The following is a 23,337-nucleotide window of genomic DNA, read 5'->3' as shown; positions in this document are numbered from 1 at the left end:
TGTCTTCACCTCTTTATGATTTTATTCCCACGACTTTTACATTTACAACTACATCGACATCCCCCAAGGCTTCCTTTATTCTATGATATACATTTTCCTGTGCATTTGATGCAACTCTTTTTAAAGGCAATCCATATTCCATATAAATATATAGGTTTATTATAACTCTGTTATTTTCTTCTATTACTTCAACACCTTTTTCTTGTGGTTTTTGAAGCATTGCTGTTAATTTATTTAGAAATCCACCTTTACCTATATCAACTGTACCATATGATTCTAATGCTGCTCTATACACTATTTCATTAAATACTTCTGGTTTTATGGTTACCTTTCCAAGTTCAGTTTCAACTATCATAATTACACCTCCAATTTTATTTTTCCAATAATGCAGATAAATATCCAACGGTTCTGTCATAATCACCAAAAGCAGTAGCGCTTGTTGTATGATTTAGTATTTTTACTTTTTCAAAATTCATGTATAATAATGTATTTATGCATCCGTATCCACATGCAGTAATACTATATTGTTTTACTTTTTCGTATAATAATTCTGGATTTTTTCTCTGTATCGCATTTATTAGCATTTCTCCTTTTTTCATGGTTATTTCATGATTTTCATAATGATTCAGATCACTTGATGCTATTATTAATATACCATCTTTCATTAATTCGTTTAATATTTCCGCTAATTTTTTAGATGTGTATAAGCTTTGATCACCAAGAATAATAGGTACTATTTTAAATGTATTTCCATACAAATATTGCAAAAAAGGCAGTTGTACTTCTATTGAATGCTCATATTGATGTGCGGAATAATCTCCTGATATTTCTAATTTTTCTACTATTGTCTTCGCCATTTTATCTATTTTTAGCTCTCCCAGAGGTGTAATCCATGTCCCTTCTGGATAGACAGAAATATTTGGACCTATACCTGTATGATTAGGTCCAATTATTATAACAGATTTTATTTTACCTTTTTTGAAGATTTCATAATATCCATATGAAGCTGTTTTTCCAGAAAATATATATCCAGCATGTGGTGATATTAATCCCGTTGGTTTAATATAATTTTTTTCTTTATTATCATCCAGATTATTATTATCTGGTTTATCAGTGTTTGGAAAATATTCACTTATCATTTCGAGTAATTCTTTTTTATTCTCCGGATAAAACGTCCCTGCCACAACAGGGTATCTTTTCATATTAATCGCCCCCGTAATTTACTGTTTTGGGCCATATAAACAGATTCAAATCATATTCTCTATTTCTTTGTTCATTTGTTTTGAATAAAAAACCTATTATGGGCAAATCTTTTAATAGCGGAATACCGGAATTCAATTTTTCTTCTTTCATTATTTTTAAACCGCCTATTATACTAACATAATTGTTTTTCAATATCATTTTTGTATTTATTTCTCTCGAATTTTCCGCATTATAATTCGACACCGATGATTTTTCTGGCTCACCTACTTTTAGACTTATATCTAAATCTATGAGGTCTTTGTTTTCTATATATTTGCCCGAGATTTCCAGATTTAATCCACTCTCTATATATTTTATGGAATTTTCCTGTATTACAGGAATTCTGTATACTGATTTAAAAATCGCTTTTGTCCCAGATTTTAATATTATTCTTGGCTTTGATACCAGTTTGGTATTTGTTTTTGAATCAATATTTTTAGTTTTTATTGCGGTATCCAGTATTTCTTTATATAATTGAGGATTTATTATTCCCTGATTTATTGAATCTATTATACTTTTTGATGATATTTTTGATTCTATATTTTTTATCGTTTCTTCTAATACAGATGAGTCCACTATTGCGATTTCTATGGAAATTATTTCTGGAATTTTTTCTTTTACTATTATAATATCTTTTCCTTTTTCAATATAATATCCATTTTTTAATAATAAGTCTTCTATGTTTTGAACTTTATTATTGTATATTTTTATATCTTTTAACTTTTCATTATTGATTAACGATATATTGTTTTTCAGAGCATAATTTTCAACCAATTTATATAGCGTTTCATATTCTTCAATTTTGTTTTTATTGTTACTATTAATATTGTTTTTATCGATGGTTTCTGTTTTTTTTATTGTTTTTTCTTCTTTTATTTTTTCTTTTAATGCCCATATTTTTTTAAACTTTTCATTTTGCTTTTCATTTGCTGTGATTTTTATAATCTTTCCTGTTTCGTTTTCATATATTATTTTATAGGTTATATTTATACTTTTTGATATTTTTTCAAAATATTCAATTTCATCATTTTTTATTGCAATGTAATAGTCATTGGTCACCGTTGCACTGTCAGTTATTATTTTATTGGTAATGTTATTTTTGGTGGCATCATTTGTTAGAGCAATATTGTATTTTTCATTAAATTCTTTTATTGTATTTATTGCCTGTGGTGTTCCTTTTATTATATAATTTTTTTCTATCTTTTGGATTATAACATTTTTAAAAATTTTATTAAACGGATATAAATCTAAATTTGATTCTATTATTTCAATTTTTTCATCCGTTTCTATGTTTTTTATGTTATTTTTTTTATTAATTTTATTTACCTGCGGTTGAGGGATTTTTGATATTATATTACTCAGTATATCTATATTATTATTTTTTCCTTTTATAATATATATTTCGTCTGTTAACTTGTTTATTTCTAAATTTAAAATATTAGATAATTTTTCTATTGGCAGTTTTGTTTTCATTACTGTAATTGTGGCCTGCGATTCCATTTGTTGTAAATCCATTGGTTTAATATCTGTTTTATTTGACTTTCCTATTTTTTGCTTTTCATTTTTTTGCTGTAATACTTTTTCTTTTAATGTTTTTTGTTTTTCATAAAGTGTATATGCCTGAAAGTAATATTCTTCAAAAAGTTTTATATCTTCTTTAAAACCTTTTAATAATATTATATTATCAGATATCTCAGTATATTCTATATTGAATAATTTTATTATGTTTTTTTGAGGTATTTTATATTCAAATACTTTATATATTTTCTCTTTTTCTACAATTAGCTTTTTTGTTTCTTCTGGCATGGTTTTTTTTACTGGTATTTTTGCTATTATTTTTTTTATCATCTCTATTTTATTTTTATCGCCTTTTAGAATATATAACCCTTCATATATTCTGGTATATTGTATATCTATAAGTTCCATAAGACTGGATATATTTATATCAGTCTGCATTACTTCATATAAATCTTCATTATTTTCGTATTTTGAATTTATAATTGGATAGTTGATTTTATATAATGGATTTTTCGATATGTATATATTATTTTTACCTATATAATTATAATATATGCCTGTAGAATCTATAATTAATCTGAATAAATCTTCAGGATAAAAGTTTTTAATATTTAAAGATATATCTTTATCAGGAATTTCGGTTAAATAATATTGATTAAACCCAAGTTCTTTTAGTAGTATTTCAAGTAAATCTTTTGCTTTTATTTTTTTAAACTGAAATATTTCATCATTTAATCGCTTTTTCCCTTCTGCTGTTATTTTTATTTTATTTGATGTTTCAATATTTGTTTTGTCAATATTTGTTTTATCAATGTTTGTTTTGTCAATGTTTAGTTGCGTTGGAAATAGCATTATAATTTCTATTATATTATCATATTGTTTTATTAGTTTTATCGGACCTTTTGGTAATATATACTCTTTTTCTTCAAATTTGACATTTTTAAATTGTATTTTATAATCTGTTTTTGTATTGTTTTGAAAAATTCTTGTATCTGTTGAAACTCCTGTAACTTCTATAATATTTTTGTTGTTTATATAATCTATTTTTATTTGATATGATAAAATTATCAAGGAATATAGTATAAATATTATTAAGGTTATTTTTTTCATCTGAGCACCTCAAATTGTTTTTTATTTCTATCAAATAATAATACACCATTGTTGAATATTTTCAATACACTGTAATTTCCCAGCTGCATATTTTCATTTATTTCTTTTAAAACCCCATTAAAATATATATATGCTTTTTTTTGATTTTCTTTTATTATTACACCAGAAAACTCAAAAAAATCTGGATTTGGTGCATCTGATGCATTTTGCCATAATTTTTCCAGATCTATTTTTAAAAAATCAAATATTTTGTATTTTTTTAACTCATAATCTTTTATTATTTTAGTATTTGTGGGTATATTCCTTTTTATGTATATTGAATAATATGTATTTGAATCAAAGTTATAATTAGAATCTATTTTAATCTTTTCTATAATCACACCTTTTTCCGCTTTTAATTTTGATAATATTTCATTTATTTCTTCTGATTTTATTTCTGGATTTACATATTCTTCTTTTATATCTGAAACTGAAAAATATGAAATTATATTCTCTTTTTTATTTTCGGGTTTTTGAGTTAAGAATATTATTGAGAGAATTATCAATATTATTGATATTGCATATCTGTATATCATTTTTTTAGCTCCAGTATTTTATATTGTTTGTATAATAAATCAAGGGTTCCTATTTCTTTTATCTGATATGGCGAGACTATTTTTAGTCCATCTATTATTTCTATTAGTATTGTTGCACTTAGTGTTGAAGGGGTGTATTCTATGGATTGTATATATACCGGTGCTTTTATCTGTTCTAAAAAATCCAAAAAATTATATATTTTCTCATTTGCTCTTTTTGCCGTGTCAATTTTTGTTTTATAGTCGGCTATTATATTTTGATTTATTTTTATTTGTTCAATTTTTTTTAAATATATTCTATTCTGGAATTTAAAATATGAGATTGTTAATATTATTATGGAAACTATCAGCAGTATATATGAAATTATATTCAGTATATATCTGACATTTGATTTGAATACTACCATTTTAATTCCCTTTCTAATCCTTTTATTGTATTTGTTATGGATTCTTTTTCAAAAAAGGTTTCCAGATTTATTTTTTTTCCAATTGGTTCGTCTATATATATTCCATATATGTAACTCGATGATGATTTTTGAAATACTATATTATTTTGATTTCCACTAAAGGTTATAAATTCATCTGTGTTATTTTTTAATGTACTCCATAATAAATAATTTAATGGAATTGTATAGTCAAATAACAGCGAATATCTGTATTTATTCGTGAATTTGGTTATATAAAGATAATATATGTTTTCTTTTAATTTTATGTATTTCACTTTTTGAGTTGAGATGTTATTATCTCTGGAATTTTTTATTATATATTTATCCAATTCTTTTTTCCCGGTGAATTCTTTTATTATTCCATAATAATCAACTATATTTATTTTTATGTTTTTAAATTTATTATTTTTGTATTTATGAATAAATTTTTTGTTATAATATATTTTTGTCACCATTCTATACCACTCCATCTAAATGACGAGGTTATAGGAAGGATTACTAAATTTGCGTCTTTTATTCTTAATGTATTTCCTGGACTTTTGAATATGAGATTGTAAAAGTTGAAAATTTTTGTATAATCCTGTGTTTTATACGGTATTTCCTTATATATTATTCCATCAAAATAACTTTTATTTGATATTACTATTTTTGTGCTTTGATCTTCAAATTTTATTGAATGATATTTTATCTGCACAAAGTAATTCATCATTTCAATAAAATCTATTCTCTTTTTTATATCATCAAAAAAAGAGTTTTTTATAACTATGGCAAAACTGATGAACATAATGCTTTCGATTAATATTAATATTAACATTTCATATAATATAAATCCCTTTTTCATAACCCTAAATTATTTATTGTATTGAATATTCCACCATAAAACCCATATGCCACCTCTAATATTATTAAAGATATAACCATTATCAACACTGGTTCTAAAAGCTTTTTTATTCGTTGTATTATTTGATTTATTTCAAAATTTAATTCTGTTTCTAATATTTTAAAAGGCTGTTTTAAATCGTTTAAATCCCTTGATAGTGAAATGCTAAAAAGCAATTCATTTAAATCGGTTTTCTGGAGAATATCTATGATATTGTTTCCTTCTTCAAGTTTATTTAAGATGTGTATTATATCTTCTTTTATTTTCTTTGATGACAAAATTTCTGAACTCTTTTCAAATGCCTCATAAGTTGTATGCCCACTTTCAATAAATATTAATGTCGTTTCAACAAATTCCAGTAAAGCATATTTCCTGTATATTTTTTTTATTATTGGAATTTTATACAATATACTATCGAATTTTCTTTTGTTTTTTAATAATAATATTAATGTTGCTGTTATGCTTGATATAAACCCTACCAGAAACCATGATATGTTAAAATTAAAACTGGTATTGAATGTACTTTTAAATATTGGAATAATCATAAATTGTAAAAATAATAACAAACTAATTACTCCTGAAAAGAGCAGAATAGGATAAGATAATAAATTTTTTATCTCCTGTGTGTTTTTTATTCTATTTTCATATACATTTTCAAGTCTTTTCAATATTTTTAACATTTCATTATTATCAGATGCTTTTGACAATGATTTTCTAAATTCATAATCAAAATAGGTATTAGAATCCATAGCATTTTTGTATGGCATGCCAATTTTTATGTTGTTTATCAATAAGTCCAGGGCTATTTTTATTTTTTGTGAAACTTCCTGATTTTCTCTTATAAACAATATTGCATCAAAAAATTGCAGTCCAGATGATATAAACGCCTTCAGCATTTTTATCAGTTTAAAATGTTCTTTTGTATTTAGTTTTCTGAAATTTATTTTTTTTACGTATTCAAACTTTTCTATTTCTATGGATTTATCTATATTTTTTAGCGCATCTATATCATTTTTACCCACTATATAACCATTTATAGATATGCTAAAATTTTTACCTTGGAAATAAAAAAGTTTCATTTTATCACCTTTTTTAAACAATTTATTTATATTTTATCATAAATTTTGAGTTCTTACAAATTAATATGATGTCTAAAAAATTTCAAATGAAACGAAGACTCGAAGATTGCCCTTACACGCCTACAGCGGGTATAGGATAAAAGATTTTTATTATATAATTATAAATCTTTTCCCCTTAGATTTTTTATCCCAAAAAATCTAAGCGTGAATGAAAGCCGTCAAAATTACATGGATGTAATGTGCGAAACAATACACGATGTATTGTTTGAGCGACGGCTGAGAATGAATAATTTTAAGGATAATCGCTGTCTGAGTGAATTTGACTTTTTAGACAACTTAACAAATTAAAAAATATTAAAAAAAAACCGGATAAATCCGGTTTTTTTAATAATCAGATTCTGATTTTTCACCACTTACGATTTTAACTCCTGAACTGGCTCCAATTCTTTCTGCACCAGCTTTTATCATCTTTTCAGCATCTTCGAAACTTCTAACTCCACCAGAAGCTTTAACTTTTAATTTATTTCCAACAACAAATTTCATTAAAGCTACATCTTCAACTGTAGCTCCACCTGTACCAAAACCTGTAGATGTTTTAACAAAATGAGCGCCAGCCTCTTTTGATATAACACATGCTGCAATTTTTTCTTCAGTTGTTAGATAACATGTTTCTATAATAACCTTTACGGTTTTTCCCTGAGCAGCTTCAACAACTGCTTTTATTTCATCATAAACATATTTGTATTCTTTACTTTTTAACATTCCAACGTTTATAACCATATCAAATTCATCTGCACCATCATTTAAAGCTATATCTGTTTCATAAGCTTTTACATCAATGGCATTTGCGCCCAAAGGAAATCCTATAACTGTAGCAACTTTTACATCAGAACCTTTTAATTCCTCTTTTGCAAGTGGAACATAAACTGGATTTACACAAACAGAAAAGAATTCATATTCTTTAGCTTCTTTACATATTCTTTTGATATCTTCTGGTGTTGTCGTTGCTTTTAAAATGGTATGGTCTATATATCGAGCAACATCTTGTGGTTTTAAAACTATATCTTTTTCCATAATTTTAAAATCTTTGTTGTATCTTTCTATTTCCGATTGAATTAAATCTCTTAATTCCATATAAAATCACCTCTTTTTATTTTGATAATGTTATTTGAGATATATTTTTATAACGAACATATTATATCATATTTATATTAAGTGTCAAAAAATTTAATGATATAACTTTTTTAATATGATATTATGATGTCTAAAAAGTCAAATTCACTCAGACAGCTCGATTGCTTATCCTTAAAATTATTCATTCTCAGCCGTCGCTCAAACAATACATCGTGTATTGTTTCGCTCAAAATTACATCCATGTAATTTTGACGGCTTTCATTCATAATTTTAAGGGCAATCTTCGAGTCTTCGTTTCATTTGAGACTTTTTAGACGGCCTAATACTAAACTAATTACGATGTCCAAAAAGTAAAGCCGCTCAAACGCAAATTTAGTATTAAAAATACTGGTAAAAAGAGAAGAATTGGAAAAAGTATAGAACCTTACATAGATATCCCGGTTTTTTTTGTAAGATATGTTTCACTTAAAATTAATATTTATTTATTAAAATAGCGAGGGTTTTTAGATTTTAAAATTTTTTATAGGAGGAGAAGATATGGAAATAAAAAACGTTAGTGTTTCTGAGAAATTAGCGAATCCCGCACCTCTTGGATTGATGGGGTTTGGAATGACAACTGTTTTGCTGAATCTGCATAATGCCGGTATTTTTGAATTAAATGTTATGATTATGGCTATGGGAATATTTTATGGTGGAATTGCACAGGTTATTGCGGGAATTTTTGAAATGAAGAAAAATAATACCTTTGGAGCAACGGCGTTTACATCTTATGGTTTATTCTGGATGTCTTTGGTTGGTATATGGACATTACCAAAAATGGGATTGGGTAATGCAGCCTCTTCAACAGCTGTAGCTTTTTATCTTTTGATGTGGGGTATATTTACTTTATTTATGTTTTTTGGAACATTAAACGGAAACAAGTCTCTTCAAGTTGTTTTTGGTAGTTTAACGGTACTTTTTTTCTTGCTTGCAATTGGAGATTTTACAGGAAATGCTTTAATTAAAGTTATAGCTGGATGGGAAGGTATTTTTTGTGGAGCATCTGCGATTTATACTGCTATGGGTGAAGTGTTGAATGAAAAATTGGGTAAAACAGTTTTGCCATTATAAAAAACAGAAATTTTGATATTTGAGTTTTCGCTTGTTTGACTTTTTAGACATCATATAGTGTGGCAAGCGCTACTCAGTTTGTAGGCAAAGTTATTTTTAAGTATAAAAATTTTTGTCGACAGACTGATATGGCGTAAGCCACTTTTTTTATAATGATACCTATTTTGCTTTAAATATGTTATAATTTATTTGAGGTGACTTTTATGAAAATAATTAAAGAAAGTCCTTATGTCTGGAGAATTAAAAAATTTGGTAATATGAATGTTGATGCTATAATTTTTACAGATTCAAAAACTATTTATAATCATGATTTTCGTGAAGCTATACAGCAATTGCTCAATGTTGCAACTTTACCCGGAATTATAGATGCAGCATATGCAATGCCTGATATTCATTGGGGATATGGGTTTCCCATTGGTGGTGTTGCTGCTTTTGATAAAGATAGCGGTATTATTTCTCCTGGAGGAGTTGGGTTTGATATTAATTGTGGTGTGAGAGTAATGACTACACCTTTAACTTATAATGATGTTAAGGACTCTCTCGATTTATTAATCAAATATATTTATAATGAAATACCTGTTGGAATAGGATCGAGAACTTTATTTAAATTTTCTGTAAAAGAAATGAAGAATATTATAGAAAATGGGGCTTATTGGGCTATTAATAATGATTATGGAATACCAGAAGATTTGAATAATATTGAAGATAGCGGTAAAATTATATACACGGATTTTAATGCAATAAGTTCAACTGCTATAAAAAGAGTTTCCAACGAGTTAGGAACTCTTGGCTCAGGAAACCATTTTATTGAGATTCAGAAGGTTGAAAAAATTTTTGATTCGAATTTTGCTAAAAAGTGGGGATTGTTTGAAAATCAAATTGTATATTCCGTTCATTCCGGTTCAAGAGGTTTGGGTCATCAAATAGCTACTGATTATATAAAAATTTTCAGAGATAATTTAAAAGATTGGAATAAAGAGATTCCCGATAAACAATTGATTAATGCTCCTTTTAGCAGCCAATATGGTCAGGATTATTTTTATGCAATGAATGGTGCAGCTAATTTTGCTTTTGCAAATAGACAGGTCATCGGACATAAAATTAGAAAAATTTTCAAACATTTGTTTGGAGTTGACGTGAGTTTATTATATGATATTACTCACAATATCGCAAAATTAGAAAAACATAATATTCATGGTAAAGAATATAATTTAATTGTTCATAGAAAAGGTGCCACTCGAGCTTTTAATAATCAACCTGTAATTATCCCTGGAAATATGGGATCAGCTTCTTTTATCCTATCTGGAACTGAAATGGATATAGCGTTTGGTTCATCTGCTCATGGTGCTGGTCGAATCCTTGGCAGAAGACAGGCAAAGAAAATGTTAAATTCATCAACTGTTTTTAATGAATTAAAAAAGAAAAATATACATTTAATATCCAGGTCAAAAAGCACTATTGTCGAAGAAGCCCCCGAAGCTTATAAGAACATTGAAGAGGTTATAACTATTATAGAAAATACAAAAATATCAAGAAAAGTTGTGAAATTAATTCCTGTTGCTGTTGTAAAGGGTTAATAAAATCTAAAAGGTATATTCAAGTTAAATATTTAAAACTGTAAAGTTTTATTTCTATAATTTAATTATAGAAATAAAACACGGGGGTAATATATATGTATGCTAAATATGAATGTATTGTATGTATTATAGATCAAATGAAAAGTATAATTAATAAAGATTTTAAGAATTATACCGAAAGAGAAAAATTTGAAATTATGAAAAATATATCGCTTGATATGTTAAAATATTCGGATTATGGAAAAAAACCTATTGAAATGGCAAGAATAATATACGATAAATTAAGCGAATATACAGGTACTACAGACTATTTTAAAGAAGAAAAAAAACAATCAAATGAAACATTTCTGGATGTTTTTGATGAAATGTATCTTTTTTTGAAAGATTCAGATAATCCACTTAAAAACGCAGCAAAATTATCAGCCCTTGGTAATGTTATAGATTATGGTGTTAAAAATTCTTTTGGTGAGTTGGAATGGGAATTGGAAAATATTTTGAAAATAAAAAAATTTGCTTTAGATGATTTTGAGAGTTTTTATGAATCATTAGAAAATTCAAAAATCTTACTTTATATACATGATAATGCCGGAGAAATTGTTTTGGACAAATTATTCATTAAGCTAATTAAAGAAGAATTTCCTGATTTACACGTAGTTTCTGTTGTTAGAGGAGCACCCATAATAAATGATGTTACACTTGAAGATGCGAAAGAAATTGGCTTAGATGAGGTTTCTTCAGAAATAATTTCTTCTGGAAGTAAGATACCAGGAACGCTTTTAAGCGATGTAAATCAGGAATTTATGATTGCTTATAAGCAAGCAGATATAATAATTTCTAAAGGTCAGGGGAATTTTGAAGGATTAAGCGAAGAAAATGAAAATATTTACTTCGTTTTGATGGCTAAATGTCCGGTTGTTTCAAGAGATTTAGGGGTTAACATCGGAGATTTAATCTTTTCAAGGAAAAGATTGTTTGTAAAATAGTATATATTTATTTAAAGGGGGTAAGATGATGAAGAAGTTTTTGGTAGTTTTATTAACTCTTTTGACAGTAGCTGCTTTTGCTGCTCCAACACATATTGTTATTTTTCACATGAATGACACACATGGTCATGTATGGCCTTATAGTGAGTATCACAATCCTGATATTGGGGGATTTGCAAGAATTGCAACGTTGGTCAACAGAGAAAGAGAAGTAAATCCAAATGTATTGCTTTTACACGCTGGAGATGCTAATACCGGTGTTCCTGAATCAGATCAACTTGACGCTGTTCCAGATTTTGTAGCTTTCCATTATATGGGTGTTGATGCTATGGCTTTGGGTAATCATGAATTCGATAATCCACTTGAAACAACGTTTATGCAACAGAGATATGCTGGTTTCCCATTTTTATCAGCTAATTTTGTTACAAAAGATGGAAGACAGTTATTCAAACCATACATTATAAAAAATGTTGGTGGAGTTAAGGTTGCTATCCTTGGTGTTACAACTGAACAAACACAGATTTTAGAACCTATTCATTTAAATGGTGGTAAATTCTTAAATGTTGAAGAGACAGTTAAAAAATACCTACCTGAACTGAAGAAAAAAGCAGATATTATCGTTGTTCTCGGTCATTTAGGTTATGATGGTGAATACCAACCATTAGGTGTTGAATATACTACTTCTGATCAATTAGCTAAAGACGTGAAAGGCATAGATGTTATCGTTGATGGTCATTCTCATACATTGATGGATAAGGCTGCATACATAAATAAAACTATAGTTGTCCAGGCTGGAGAATGGGGCAAATATTTAGGAAGATTGGATTTATGGGTTGAAAATGGTAAAATCGTAGATTATGAATGGGCTCCAATTCCTATAAACATGAAAAAATATCTTGGAAAAGATGAAAACGGAAAATCCAAATATGAATATGTAACAGAACCTATTCCAGAAGATCCATTTATAAAAATGATTGCTGATTATTATTATTCTTTAGGTGCAGAAGAATTGAATAAAGTTATTGGAGAAACAAAAATATTATTAGATGGTGAAAGAGCACATGTAAGAAGTGGAGATACAAATCTTGGTCACTTGATTACAGACGCATTAATCTGGAAAACAGGTGCTGATGTTGCTTTGCAAAATGGTGGTGGAATTAGGGCTTCAATTCAACCAGGAAAAATTACATATAGAGATATATTAACAGTTTTACCTTTTGGGAATACAACATATGTTTTTGAAATGACTGGTGCTGATTTAATGAAAGTATTAGAATACGCCGCAACTATTCCTGCAGGTAAAGGTGCATGGTTACACGTTGCAGGTGTAACTTATAAGATTAAAGATAAAAAACCTGTTGATGTAATGGTAAATGGCAAACCTATTGATTTAAATGCAAAATATAGAGTTGCTGCAAATAACTATATTGCTGGTGGTGGAGACGGTTATAAAATGTTAAAAGGTCTAAAAGGATACGATACAGGATTTGTATTAGCCGATGTTGTTAAAGAATATATCCAGAGTTTAGGAACTATAGAAAATTACGATAATACAAAGAGAGTTGTTGTTGAGAAATAATAAAAATAACCCCTTCTGTAAAACAGAAGGGGGTTATTTTTTTGCGGTTTATTATAAATATTTTGTTAAAAATCTTTTGTTGTCAGACTGTAATAATTAAAGTGTTTGTTTGTAATAATAAAGGTATATACTATAAGAGAAATCACACGTAGTTACAAAGGGTAACACGGAGAAACATGGAGGAAAACATGAGAGGAAAAGTTAAATGGTTTGACGCAAAAAAAGGTTATGGTTTTATTTCTGGTGAAGATGGAAATGACGTATTTGTTCATTTTACAGCTTTAGCTATGGACGGATTTAAGACTTTAGAAGAAGGTCAGGATGTAGAATATGATATTCAAGAAAACGATAAAGGGTTACAGGCAGTTAATGTAACTACTCTCTAATAAAACCAATCAAGCCCCGAAATGGGGCTTTTAATTTATAGTTGACATTTATAAAAAAAAGGTATATAATTAATATGTCCCTTAAGGGAAAAGAATCACATCCGTAGTTGCAATGGGTAACTCGGTAGGAACATGGAGGAAAGTATGAAAGGTAAAGTTAAATGGTTTGATGCAAAAAAAGGTTATGGTTTTATTTCTGGTGAAGATGGACAGGACGTATTCGTTCATTTCACAGCAATTGCTATGGACGGATTTAAGACTTTAGAAGAAGGTCAAGAAGTAGAATACGAAATTGAAGAAAACGAAAAAGGATTACAGGCTAAAAACGTTAAAGCTATCTAATAAACCAATAAGCCCCGAAATGGGGCTTTTTTATTTTTCAATTTTCTTTTCTACATATTTGCTTGTAATTGCTTTTAATAAACTTCCATAACTCATTTTAAATTTTATTGTATCTCCAAGTTTATATTGATTATCCGATTCAGTTAAATCTACAATGGTATGATCGCTGCTTGAATGAAGCACCTCAATTTTTTCATCAAGAGGTATTAATCCATCTGGCGATATGTCTTGTTCTCCTATAGCCAGTATGGCTTTTAATCTTTTTCCTTTATCTTCAAAAACAGGTTTTCTTCCAAATGCATCAAACCCTATTTCTCCCACCGGTACCGATGGTTTCTCTTTTAGTTCAATTATTTGTGCTTCTAATATAACTGTATCCTGCCTGTTTCCGGGTACGTTTCTATTATTTGTCACATCAGTTCCACAAATTATAGATTCTCCCAATCTAAAATGATTAATTCCTTCTGGTAATTTTCCACTTTCTATTAATGGTAATGCTGCACTATTTCCACCAGAAATTATTTCCAGTTTTCTATTTAATATTTCTTCTATTTCATTTTTAACTTCCAATAATATATTCATATTTTGAATACTCGGTAATACTCCTCCAAAACATCCAAGGTTTGTACCAATTCCTTTTAAGCATATGTTACTAAATTTTTGAGCTGAAACTATTTCACTCACCGCATTTTCATACCATACTCCTTCTCTCAAATCCCCTACATCAACCATATATACTATATCCTGAATTTTGTTTTTCTCTTTTGCAATTTCATTTAGCCACTCTACCGTTTTTAATTCAGATACAAGTGTAATATCTACATTTTCAACAACTAATTCCAATTCAGATTTCATAGGAATTCTCAGCATTATAAATTCAGCATTAATCCCATTTTTTTTCATATGTATTATGTTTTGAATTCTTGAATCACCTATTGAGGTTATTCCTGCTTTCAGCATTGCTTGAGCTACTTCAATATTTCCAGAAACTACTTTTGTAACTCCTGTAATTTTAATTTTTCTACTATCACAAAGTTTCTTTAAATTTTTTGCATTATGTTCTATTCTGTCAGGATAGATATGAAGTACAGGATACAAGATCATTCCCCCTTTAAATCTTTTATATTTTCTGCCGAAAGACCAAAACATTCTTTTTCTGCATTTCCATATGGTTCTATATGTATTACTATATCTCTAATATCATTATTTCTATTCTTTATGTTTTTTTCAAGTTTTGCACATATTTCATTGGCTTTTTTTACTGTCATATCTGGTGGAAGTTCCAAATGCATATCTACAAAAATTTTATGCCCAAACTTTCTCGCACGTACTTTATGTGGTTTTCTGGCACACTTTAATTTTTCTGCTTCAATTATAACATCATTATAGATTTTTTTTAATTCTTGTGAACTTTCCATAAATTCATTGGATGATTCCATAAATTGTTCAAAACCTGTTTTGAATATCATAAATGAAACGCCTATTGCAATTAACGGATCCAACCACCATACTTTTGTAAAATATAATATTCCTATTCCAATTAAAACAGATGACGAGGTCAATATATCATTTCTCATATTTAACGCATCAGCAATAATAGCATTACTATTTATTTTTTTTCCAATTGATAATCTATATTTGTATAATATATATTTTGTAATTACAGAGATAAATGCCACTATAACAACATAAATTATATTTTCTATAATGATTTCTTTGTTTATTAGTCTTTTTAGAGAATTTATAAAAACTTCAAACCCTGCATATATGATAACAAGCGAAACAACTTTTGTTGCAATAGTTTCTGCTCTTTCGTGACCATATGGATGTTCAATGTCTGGAGGACGATTTGAAATCTTACCGGCAATCAATGTCATAAATGAGGTTAAAATATCCGTTGCTGTATCAAATCCATCTGCCAGAATTGCCATACTATTTGTAAAAAATCCTATTAATATTTTTAATATTGCCAGCAGTGTATTTGTAATTATCGAAATTAACGATGATTTTGTAGATAATTTTTCTCTTTTTATATAATCCATATTTTCACTCCTATGTTAGCAGTATATTAATGGATTTTTCCAGCAATTCATCTTCAACTTTTATTCCTAAATCGATATCTGGTTTATTTGAACCATGAAAGTCACTTCCAGCAGTTATGTATAATCCTGTTTCAACTGCTATTTCCCTGAACATTTTTATTTCCGAAACTGTATGATTTAAATAATATACTTCTATTCCCCATAATCCATGCTTTTTTAATTCTAAAATAACTTTTTTTAATTCAGTATAAGATAATTTTAAAGATTTTGGATGAGCAATTACAGGAAAACCTCCAGCATCCTTTATCAATTTTACAGCTTCTTTAGGATCTATTTTTTCTTTTGGTATATGCCCTATTTTTCCATCTCCCAGGTATTTATCAAATGCTTCATCTCTATCTTTTACATATCCTTTTTTAAGTAATACTCTGGCAAAATGTGGTCTTCCAATAACGTCTCCTTTCGCTTCTTCTGCCACTTCTTCTAATGTGATATTAAAACCAAGACTGTTTAAACGTTCAATCATCAATTTATTTCTGTTTTTCCTGAATGTCTGAACCTTTTCCAATGTTTTGTTTAATGCGTTATTATCTAAATCTATTCTATATCCCAATATATCAAACATATTTTTAAATTTACAGCTAATTTCAAGTCCTGTTATATAATTAACTTTATGTTTTTCTGCATAAAATATAGCTTCCTTCTGGGCATTAATATTATCATGATCTGTTATAGAATACAGTTCTAATTTTTTTTCTTTAGCTTTTAAAATTAATTCTTCTGGTGTATATGTCCCATCTGAAAAAGTGGAGTGCGAGTGTAAATCCAGTAACATAAATAACCTCCCTATAATAATTTAATGCGGGCAAACTGCCCGCATTAAGCGAGAATATCAAGTTTTTGTCCACTATACATTTCCCCAACAATTCTGACTAATTTTCTGGTTAACCCATCCTGTTTGTAGACTATTGCATTTAGAAGTTTTTCGAAATCTTTTGATGTTTGCTGTACTGATGATGATATCGCTGCTCTCGGTTGACTCGAAATTACCTGAGGTGTATATTGATATGAAACACCACTTACAGGATTAATCATATTATCACCTTCTTAAGGTTGTGTCATATTATATATCGACTATATACACAATTTTTTTAATATATAGAATATTTAAAAAGTCATATTATAATCCAAGTTCATCAGCAATTTGCTTCATCGATTCTATAGATATTTCAAAAAATCTATTTAATTCTATTCCTATTTCTTCTATTTTTCTTATGTTTTCTCTATTTGCACCAGCTGCAAATGATTTATCTTTGAATTTCTTTTTTAATGATTTTACTTTTAATCCTTCTATCTTTTTTTCAGGCCTTACCAATACTGCTGCTGTTACAAGACCTGATATTGGATCTGCTGAATATAATGAATAATCTAATTTTGAATTAAGTTCTGCGTGTTCGTTATGTGCCAGTATTGCATTTTTTTCTTCTTCACTTAATTCATTTTCTAAAAGTTCTACTGTTTTTTTAGCATGCTTTTCTGGATTGTCTTTTGTATATTCATAATCTAAATCATGTAATATACCTATTATTTCCCATCTCTCACTGTTTTCACCCAATTCAGTTGCGAGGCCTTTCATTATAGCACCAACTGCTATACAATGCTTAATTAAATTATCATTTTTTACATGTTCTTTTAATAATTTTATAGCATCATCTCTTGTCATTCCTCATCCCCTCCATAATATAACTGACAGGTTCTCCATCCAAATAACATTTTTATGCCTTCATAAAATGGTAAATCTATTGCAAAATCATATCGTACTCCTTCTTTTGACTCTAATCTTTGAATTATATTTTTTAGTTTCTGGAAAACACCCGGTCCAAATAATTTTGCTACTTTTCCATTTTTTATCGGTTCCATTGTAAATGTTTTTAATCCTTTTACATGAGAATCATTTGGGAAAAATACTATTCTAACCTCACCAAACATTTCTGAAATTTCTTCAAAACTTTTATTTGCCATTTCTTCATTATTATAATTATAAAAACCTAAGAAACTAATTATGGATTGTTCTGGTAATTTCATTTCTGTCTCGAATCTTCCGGATGTTTCATATTCAAAAGCTTCCAACACTTTCCAGTATTTACAATAATCTGGAGGTACATTTATTGCTTTCATTTTTGAATACCTTAACAAACAATTGGCACATGGAATATTATTTTCAAAATTTTTTCTCATTTGATAAAGTTTATCGCCTTCCTGGGATAAATAGTGAAGATATCCTTGGTATATAGAAGCAACGTATTTTACTTTACCTTGCAAAAATACTTTACTTAAGTATTCTTTTGCTTTTACATAATCTTTATTGTATAAATGGATTACGAAATAAAGCAACGGATCGTTTGAACTTCTTGCTGCTTCTTCAATCGCCTTATATGCTTTAACATAATGACCATTATACACAGCATTCATTGCAAGCAATAAATTTGTGTATTTATTGTTTGGAAATCTCTTTACTGCCATTTCCGCAAAATCATATGCATCCTTTTCTTTAAGAAAGAATTTAGCCATGCCAAGATTAAAATAATCCTCGGGAAATGATGGATTATCAATTAGTTCTTTAACCTCATCAAATTCTTCCCTTAATAAATGCACCACTGCAACCTGATTTACATAAGAGCTTTTTGGTTTATTTGCAAGTAATTTTTCTATATGTCGTGCCAGTTCTAAATTGTTGTTTTTGAAATCGTAAAGATTTAGATCAACTATTGTTTGAACATCATCAATAGGTACAGATATGTATTTTATTTCTATTTTTGCCCTTTCTACAGTTTTCTGTTTTTTCTTCTCAATATTAATTCCTTTTTTCTTTAAATCCTTTTCAAATTTCTTTTTTAATTGCATTAAAGCCTTTAAGTTATCAGGGATATTATCCATTTCTAATCACCTTTCTTCCCATTTTAAAACTGTAATATTCTGATTTTCCAATTATGACATGATCTGATAATTTTATTCCAAGCAACTCTCCGCTTTTTTCAAGTTTATTCGTTATTTCATAATCCATAATGCTTGGCTCACTATCTCCAGACGGATGATTATGAACAATCAAAATAGAAACCGCGTTGTTTTTTATTGCAGTTTTGAAAACATCCCTTGGATGTAAAATAGAGCTATTTGCCGTGCCAATACTAATTGTGTCTATTGAGATAGGGTTTAGCTTGCTGTTTAATGATATGCATTTTACTACTTCTTTATCGTAAAAAATCATTTCATCATATAATAATTCATATACTTTATCCGGAGAATCTAATTTTAAATTTTCTTTTTCTAATGCTTTTTTATGAAATCTTATTCCAAGTTCAAAAACTGCTTTTAATGTTATTGCCGTAACCTCACCAACACCATTTATATTGCATAAATCTTCTATATTCATAAAAAACAGGTCTTTTAGAGAATACTCATTTGAAATCTCTTTTGAAATTTCAAATACATTTTTCTCTTTTGTTCCCTTTCTTATTATTATAGCTAATAATTCATCAATAGTCAAATTTTTTGGACCATACTTTAATAACTTTTCTCTTGGTAATTCAGTATTCATTAAAAACTCCTTTTTTATATAAATGTTTTTCATACGATGTCAAAAAAGTCAAATTCACTCAGGCAGCTCGATTGCTTATCCTTAAAATTATTCATTCTCAGCCGTCGTTCAGATTTTTCATCCATGAAAAAGCTTCACTCAAAAAAACATCCTGTTTTTTTGACGGCTTACATTCATAATTTTAAGGGCAATCTTCGAGCCTTCGTTTCATTTGAGACTTTTTAGACCGCCTAATATAAATGTTTTTCATATAAATACCAAAATATTTTATTTAATGGTAACCCCATAACATTATAATAATCTCCATTTATTTTTTCTACAAAGACTCCACCAAAATCCTGAATTCCATAACTTCCTGCTTTATCCAATGGTAAATAATTATCTATATAATATTTTATCATTTCTTCAGGTATTTTATGAAAAAAAACCTCTGTTATATCATATGTTGTATATATTTCCGATAATGTTCGAAAGGTTATTCCTGTTATTACTTCATGTTTTTGTCCTGAAAGCATTTTTAAAATATCATATGCATCCTTTTTATTTTCAGGTTTTCCCAATATTTTATCTTCAAAAGCCACAATTGTATCTGCGGTTATCAATATTTCATTTTCATATATTTTTATATCTTTCGATTTTTTAAGGCTTAATTCTTTAACATATTCAATTGGATTATCTCTGTCACTGTATTCTTCTATATTCGATATTCTTATTTCAAATGATAATCCCAATTTTGACAATATTTCTTTTCTTCTTGGTGATGATGAACCCAATACTATTTTCATTTGTTTACACTCCTGAATGCAGATTTTACAACAAAAGCATTTGCCATTGCTGAAAATGTTCCAAATAATATCATTTGAGGAAGATACCAGAATATTCCTATTGATTTTACAATGAATAACCAGCCTATTGTAACCTGGGTTAAATTATTGAATATCGCTCCTGATTCACTGATTCCTATTATACCAAATATTTTCGTTTTTATTGCAATATACATAATTAATGTTGCAACCAAACTTCCGGATATTCCCATAAAAAATGTTGGACTTAAGAATTTACCTGAGAGTAATGCTCCCAAAATATTTTTAAAAATAGCTATATAAAGACCATTTATCAATATTCCATCATAATTCAAAGAATATAATATTGCAAAATTCGAAAATCCCCATCGTGCTCCTGGTAAAGGTATCGGAAAAGGAACAAGAGTTTCTATATAATAAACGGCTGAAGATAATGCGGTTAATATTGCTAATCTCGGAAGGTTGTTTTTTACCATGAAATTATATCAACTCCTGTATTTTTTTCTTTTCCAATTGGTTTTACAACAACTTTGTTAGGAAGACATATAATTTCCTGTGATGCATTATCCACCCAACCAGTATATTCACATAGTTTTAATGGACAATCAGATTCTATAACCCTTACTTTCTCACCGTTATAAACTACTTTCAATTTATAATCTCCTTTGTCATCATAAACAGCATATGTTCCTGGTTTTGTTATTTTAAATAATTCTTTTCCTTCTAAATAAACTTCTGCACCTTTCAAATCATTTTTTAACATATTTTGCAAGATCATAATTCCAGAAACTATTATTAATATAATTAAAACAAATATTATATCTTTTTTCATTTTTTTCTCTCCAATTTTATTTTTCTTCTTTTAGATAATATTCAAATCCTGTTGTTTTAATGATTTTATCATCAGATGTAATGCCGTAAATTTGTATTCCATACCTGGTCATTGAATTTAGTCCTATTAGTTTGTCACCAAGTATAAATATAGCTGTTGCCATTGCATCGGCTTTCATTGCATTATCAGAGATTATAGTAACACTTTTATAATAGTTAACAGGATACCCAGTCTTCGGGTCTATTAAATGATGATACCTTACTCCATCTTTTATAAAAAATCTTTCATAATTTCCAGAAGTTACTATTGCTCCTTCTTTTAAATATACCTTCTCTTTTATATCATAAGGTCCTTTATCTGGATCCCTTATTCCTATAGACCACGCAAATCTTCCAAATTTAGGACCTATTATCCCTATATCTCCACCGGCATCTATAAACCCTGTTGCATTTTTATCAAGATCTTTGATTTTTCTAATTGCCATATCAACTGCATATCCTTTAGCAATACCACCTAAATCGATTTGAGTTTTTCCATTTAATAAAGTTATTTTGTTTCCCTCTATTTTAATAAATTTATAGCTCACTCCATCAAGAACATTATTTATTTCATCCTGTGTAGGAACCCTTTTTTCTTTATTTATATCATCAAATCCCCATAATTTTATTATTGCACCAACTGTTGGATCAAAGGCACTTCCTGTTAAATCCGCATAATTTATCGCAGCTTTAATTAAAAACAATGTCTCTTTATCTGCAACAATACTTCTTTCTTTATTTAATTTGAAAATTACACTACCTTCAATATTTTTGCTGAATTTCCTTTCTATTCGCTTCATCTCGTCAAATGCTATATCTGCTAATCTTTCGGAATCTATTTTACTGCTTGCAACTACAACATTAACCCATGTCCCTAATGCAAAATCCTTTTTTTCGTAGTATTCTGGCAAAGGTTTATGAAATATAAAAAATATGGTTAATACTATAGCTATAATCAATATTGAAAAGTATAACATGCTTTTGTTTTTTAAAAAAATATCGGTATTTCTTTTAAGCAATGTTTGCACCTTCCTTTGTCATCTATATTCTGTATTTTTATATTATATCCTTCTCTTTTTATTATTAAACTTCCACATTTGGGACAATATGTGGATTCGTAGCTTTTATCCCAAACATTACCTAAATAAACATAATTTAGGTATTTTTTTGCTATCTGATATAATTCCTTTAAAAAAATAATATCAGTAGGAGGTTTATTATATTTGTATACAGAATAATATCTGCTTAAATGTAGTGGTATATCTTTTGATGTTTCACCTAACCATTTAAATAAATCTTCCAATTCTATTTTATTATCATTACCTTCAGTTACAACTAATGTTGTCACTTCTGTATGTATTTTGTTTTTTATTAGTATTTTTATATTTTCCATTACCGGTTCTTTTTCTCCACCAATTACTTTTTTATAAAACTCATCATTAAAACCTTTCAAATCTATATTTACTGCATCTATATAATGCAATAATTTTAATAAAGGTTCTCTGTTTATATATCCATTTGTTATGAGAATTGTTTTGATATTATTTTCTTTTAATTTTTTAGCTGTATCATATACATACTCATACCATACAATGGGCTCTGAATATGTAAATGCAACCATATCCATATTTTTTTTCACAACTATATCTACCAATTCTTCGGGTGATATTTTATATATACTATATGGATGTATTTGTGAAATTTCAAAATTTTGACAGAATGCACATTTAAAGTTACAACCCCATGTACCTATGGAAAATATTTTTTTTCCTGGATAATAATGAAATAATGGTTTTTTTTCTATTGGATCAATATTTAATGCTGTTATCTCTCCATAATTTAATGTATATAAGACTCCACCAATATTTTTTCTCACTCCACAAATGCCTGTAGAATTTTCTTTTATTATACAATTATGAGGACATAACGAACATTTTACCATATTATTTTTATATTTTTCATAAAACTGAGCTTTTTTAATAGGATTTTTTTTCATGCTTTCACCTGAACATTACACACCTGCGGTGGGCTCGCTTTCGCTCTGCGGTGGGCTTGCTGCCGCT

General features: G+C 28.0%; 27 protein-coding genes. 6 read left to right on the top strand and 21 right to left on the bottom strand.

Features of this window, described 5'->3' with window-relative positions; genetic code table 11:
- Nucleotides 1-13 precede the first annotated feature (13 nt).
- The 9 genes from XO12_RS05770 to deoC form a co-directional block, all read right to left on the bottom strand.
- Nucleotides 14-355, bottom strand: coding sequence for an Asp23/Gls24 family envelope stress response protein (locus tag XO12_RS05770; protein WP_047266788.1), 342 nt, complete (start codon nt 353-355; stop codon nt 14-16).
- Nucleotides 356-371: 16 nt separating this feature from the next.
- Nucleotides 372-1,202, bottom strand: a complete 831-nt coding sequence (amrB, locus tag XO12_RS05765) for an AmmeMemoRadiSam system protein B (RefSeq protein WP_175419845.1) — start codon at nt 1,200-1,202, stop codon at nt 372-374.
- A 1-nt stretch (nt 1,203) separates the two neighbouring features.
- Nucleotides 1,204-3,870 (bottom strand): hypothetical protein, encoded by a 2,667-nt coding sequence (locus XO12_RS05760; protein ID WP_175419844.1) that lies wholly within the window; start codon nt 3,868-3,870, stop codon nt 1,204-1,206.
- Nucleotides 3,867-4,445 carry a hypothetical protein gene (locus XO12_RS05755; protein ID WP_175419843.1) on the bottom strand — a complete coding sequence of 193 codons (579 nt, stop codon included), beginning with the start codon at nt 4,443-4,445 and terminating at the stop codon, nt 3,867-3,869. The genes XO12_RS05760 and XO12_RS05755 overlap by 4 nt, the downstream gene beginning before the upstream one ends.
- Nucleotides 4,442-4,852, bottom strand: a complete 411-nt coding sequence (locus XO12_RS05750; RefSeq protein WP_047266792.1) for a hypothetical protein — start codon at nt 4,850-4,852, stop codon at nt 4,442-4,444. Before XO12_RS05750 ends, XO12_RS05755 begins: the two co-directional genes overlap by 4 nt.
- The gene (locus XO12_RS05745; RefSeq protein ID WP_047266793.1) at nt 4,846-5,346 is read right to left on the bottom strand and encodes a hypothetical protein; all 501 of its coding nucleotides are present in this window, start codon (nt 5,344-5,346) and stop codon (nt 4,846-4,848) included. Before XO12_RS05745 ends, XO12_RS05750 begins: the two co-directional genes overlap by 7 nt.
- Nucleotides 5,340-5,732, bottom strand: a complete 393-nt coding sequence (locus XO12_RS05740; RefSeq protein ID WP_047266794.1) for a hypothetical protein — start codon at nt 5,730-5,732, stop codon at nt 5,340-5,342. Before XO12_RS05740 ends, XO12_RS05745 begins: the two co-directional genes overlap by 7 nt.
- Nucleotides 5,729-6,850, bottom strand: a complete 1,122-nt coding sequence (locus tag XO12_RS05735) for a type II secretion system F family protein (RefSeq protein WP_047266795.1) — start codon at nt 6,848-6,850, stop codon at nt 5,729-5,731. The genes XO12_RS05740 and XO12_RS05735 overlap by 4 nt, the downstream gene beginning before the upstream one ends.
- A 384-nt stretch (nt 6,851-7,234) precedes the next feature.
- Complete coding sequence (gene deoC, locus XO12_RS05730) at nt 7,235-7,984, bottom strand: deoxyribose-phosphate aldolase (protein WP_175419842.1); 750 nt, start codon at nt 7,982-7,984, stop codon at nt 7,235-7,237.
- Between the two features lie 537 nt (nt 7,985-8,521).
- On the opposite strand from deoC, the gene XO12_RS05725 reads away from it, so the two are divergent.
- The 6 genes from XO12_RS05725 (at nt 8,522) to XO12_RS05700 (ending at nt 13,961) form a co-directional block, all read left to right on the top strand.
- Complete coding sequence (locus XO12_RS05725; RefSeq protein WP_047266797.1) at nt 8,522-9,094, top strand: GPR1/FUN34/YaaH family transporter; 573 nt, start codon at nt 8,522-8,524, stop codon at nt 9,092-9,094.
- Between the two features lie 203 nt (nt 9,095-9,297).
- Entirely contained in the window at nt 9,298-10,671 is a 1,374-nt protein-coding gene (locus XO12_RS05720; RefSeq protein ID WP_175419841.1) for an RtcB family protein, read from the top strand.
- 95 nt (nt 10,672-10,766) lie between these two features.
- Nucleotides 10,767-11,654 carry a DUF89 domain-containing protein gene (locus XO12_RS05715; protein ID WP_047266799.1) on the top strand — a complete coding sequence of 296 codons (888 nt, stop codon included), beginning with the start codon at nt 10,767-10,769 and terminating at the stop codon, nt 11,652-11,654.
- 28 nt (nt 11,655-11,682) lie between these two features.
- Entirely contained in the window at nt 11,683-13,233 is a 1,551-nt protein-coding gene (locus XO12_RS05710) for a 5'-nucleotidase C-terminal domain-containing protein (protein ID WP_047266800.1), read from the top strand.
- Between the two features lie 188 nt (nt 13,234-13,421).
- Nucleotides 13,422-13,619, top strand: a complete 198-nt coding sequence (locus XO12_RS05705; protein ID WP_047266801.1) for a cold shock domain-containing protein — start codon at nt 13,422-13,424, stop codon at nt 13,617-13,619.
- 144 nt (nt 13,620-13,763) lie between these two features.
- The gene (locus tag XO12_RS05700; RefSeq protein ID WP_047266802.1) at nt 13,764-13,961 is read left to right on the top strand and encodes a cold-shock protein; all 198 of its coding nucleotides are present in this window, start codon (nt 13,764-13,766) and stop codon (nt 13,959-13,961) included.
- A gap of 30 nt (nt 13,962-13,991) precedes the next feature.
- On the opposite strand, the gene XO12_RS05695 is transcribed toward XO12_RS05700, so the two are convergent.
- The 12 genes from XO12_RS05695 to amrS form a co-directional block, all read right to left on the bottom strand.
- Nucleotides 13,992-15,065, bottom strand: coding sequence for an alanine/ornithine racemase family PLP-dependent enzyme (locus XO12_RS05695; RefSeq protein WP_047266803.1), 1,074 nt, complete (start codon nt 15,063-15,065; stop codon nt 13,992-13,994).
- Complete coding sequence (locus tag XO12_RS05690; protein WP_175419840.1) at nt 15,062-16,003, bottom strand: cation diffusion facilitator family transporter; 942 nt, start codon at nt 16,001-16,003, stop codon at nt 15,062-15,064. The genes XO12_RS05695 and XO12_RS05690 overlap by 4 nt, the downstream gene beginning before the upstream one ends.
- Before the next feature lie 10 nt (nt 16,004-16,013).
- A complete protein-coding gene (locus XO12_RS05685; RefSeq protein ID WP_175419839.1) occupies nt 16,014-16,838 on the bottom strand; it encodes a PHP domain-containing protein in 825 nt (274 codons plus the stop codon).
- Nucleotides 16,839-16,882: 44 nt separating this feature from the next.
- A complete protein-coding gene (locus tag XO12_RS05680; protein WP_047266805.1) occupies nt 16,883-17,098 on the bottom strand; it encodes a hypothetical protein in 216 nt (71 codons plus the stop codon).
- 85 nt (nt 17,099-17,183) lie between these two features.
- Nucleotides 17,184-17,726: an HD domain-containing protein gene (locus XO12_RS05675; protein WP_047266806.1), complete on the bottom strand. Its 543-nt coding sequence runs from the start codon at nt 17,724-17,726 to the stop codon at nt 17,184-17,186.
- Nucleotides 17,723-18,940 carry a hypothetical protein gene (locus tag XO12_RS05670; RefSeq protein ID WP_047266807.1) on the bottom strand — a complete coding sequence of 406 codons (1,218 nt, stop codon included), beginning with the start codon at nt 18,938-18,940 and terminating at the stop codon, nt 17,723-17,725. The genes XO12_RS05675 and XO12_RS05670 overlap by 4 nt, the downstream gene beginning before the upstream one ends.
- Nucleotides 18,933-19,634, bottom strand: coding sequence for a DNA repair protein RadC (gene radC / locus XO12_RS05665; protein WP_231580412.1), 702 nt, complete (start codon nt 19,632-19,634; stop codon nt 18,933-18,935). Before radC ends, XO12_RS05670 begins: the two co-directional genes overlap by 8 nt.
- A 197-nt stretch (nt 19,635-19,831) precedes the next feature.
- Entirely contained in the window at nt 19,832-20,386 is a 555-nt protein-coding gene (locus tag XO12_RS05660) for a nucleoside triphosphate pyrophosphatase (RefSeq protein WP_047266809.1), read from the bottom strand.
- Nucleotides 20,383-20,880: a Gx transporter family protein gene (locus tag XO12_RS05655; protein ID WP_047266810.1), complete on the bottom strand. Its 498-nt coding sequence runs from the start codon at nt 20,878-20,880 to the stop codon at nt 20,383-20,385. The genes XO12_RS05660 and XO12_RS05655 overlap by 4 nt, the downstream gene beginning before the upstream one ends.
- Nucleotides 20,874-21,236: a NusG domain II-containing protein gene (locus XO12_RS05650; protein WP_047266811.1), complete on the bottom strand. Its 363-nt coding sequence runs from the start codon at nt 21,234-21,236 to the stop codon at nt 20,874-20,876. Before XO12_RS05650 ends, XO12_RS05655 begins: the two co-directional genes overlap by 7 nt.
- Nucleotides 21,237-21,252: 16 nt before the next feature.
- A complete protein-coding gene (locus XO12_RS05645; RefSeq protein ID WP_175419838.1) occupies nt 21,253-22,293 on the bottom strand; it encodes an FAD:protein FMN transferase in 1,041 nt (346 codons plus the stop codon).
- A complete protein-coding gene (gene amrS / locus XO12_RS05640) occupies nt 22,263-23,270 on the bottom strand; it encodes an AmmeMemoRadiSam system radical SAM enzyme (RefSeq protein WP_047266812.1) in 1,008 nt (335 codons plus the stop codon). The genes XO12_RS05645 and amrS overlap by 31 nt, the downstream gene beginning before the upstream one ends.
- Nucleotides 23,271-23,337 lie beyond the last annotated feature (67 nt).

The organism is Marinitoga sp. 1154, from assembly GCF_013363285.1.
Classification (GTDB): domain Bacteria; phylum Thermotogota; class Thermotogae; order Petrotogales; family Petrotogaceae; genus Marinitoga.
The sequence above is the reverse complement of the archived record's forward strand: the minus strand, read 5'-3'. Positions and strand labels throughout refer to the sequence as shown.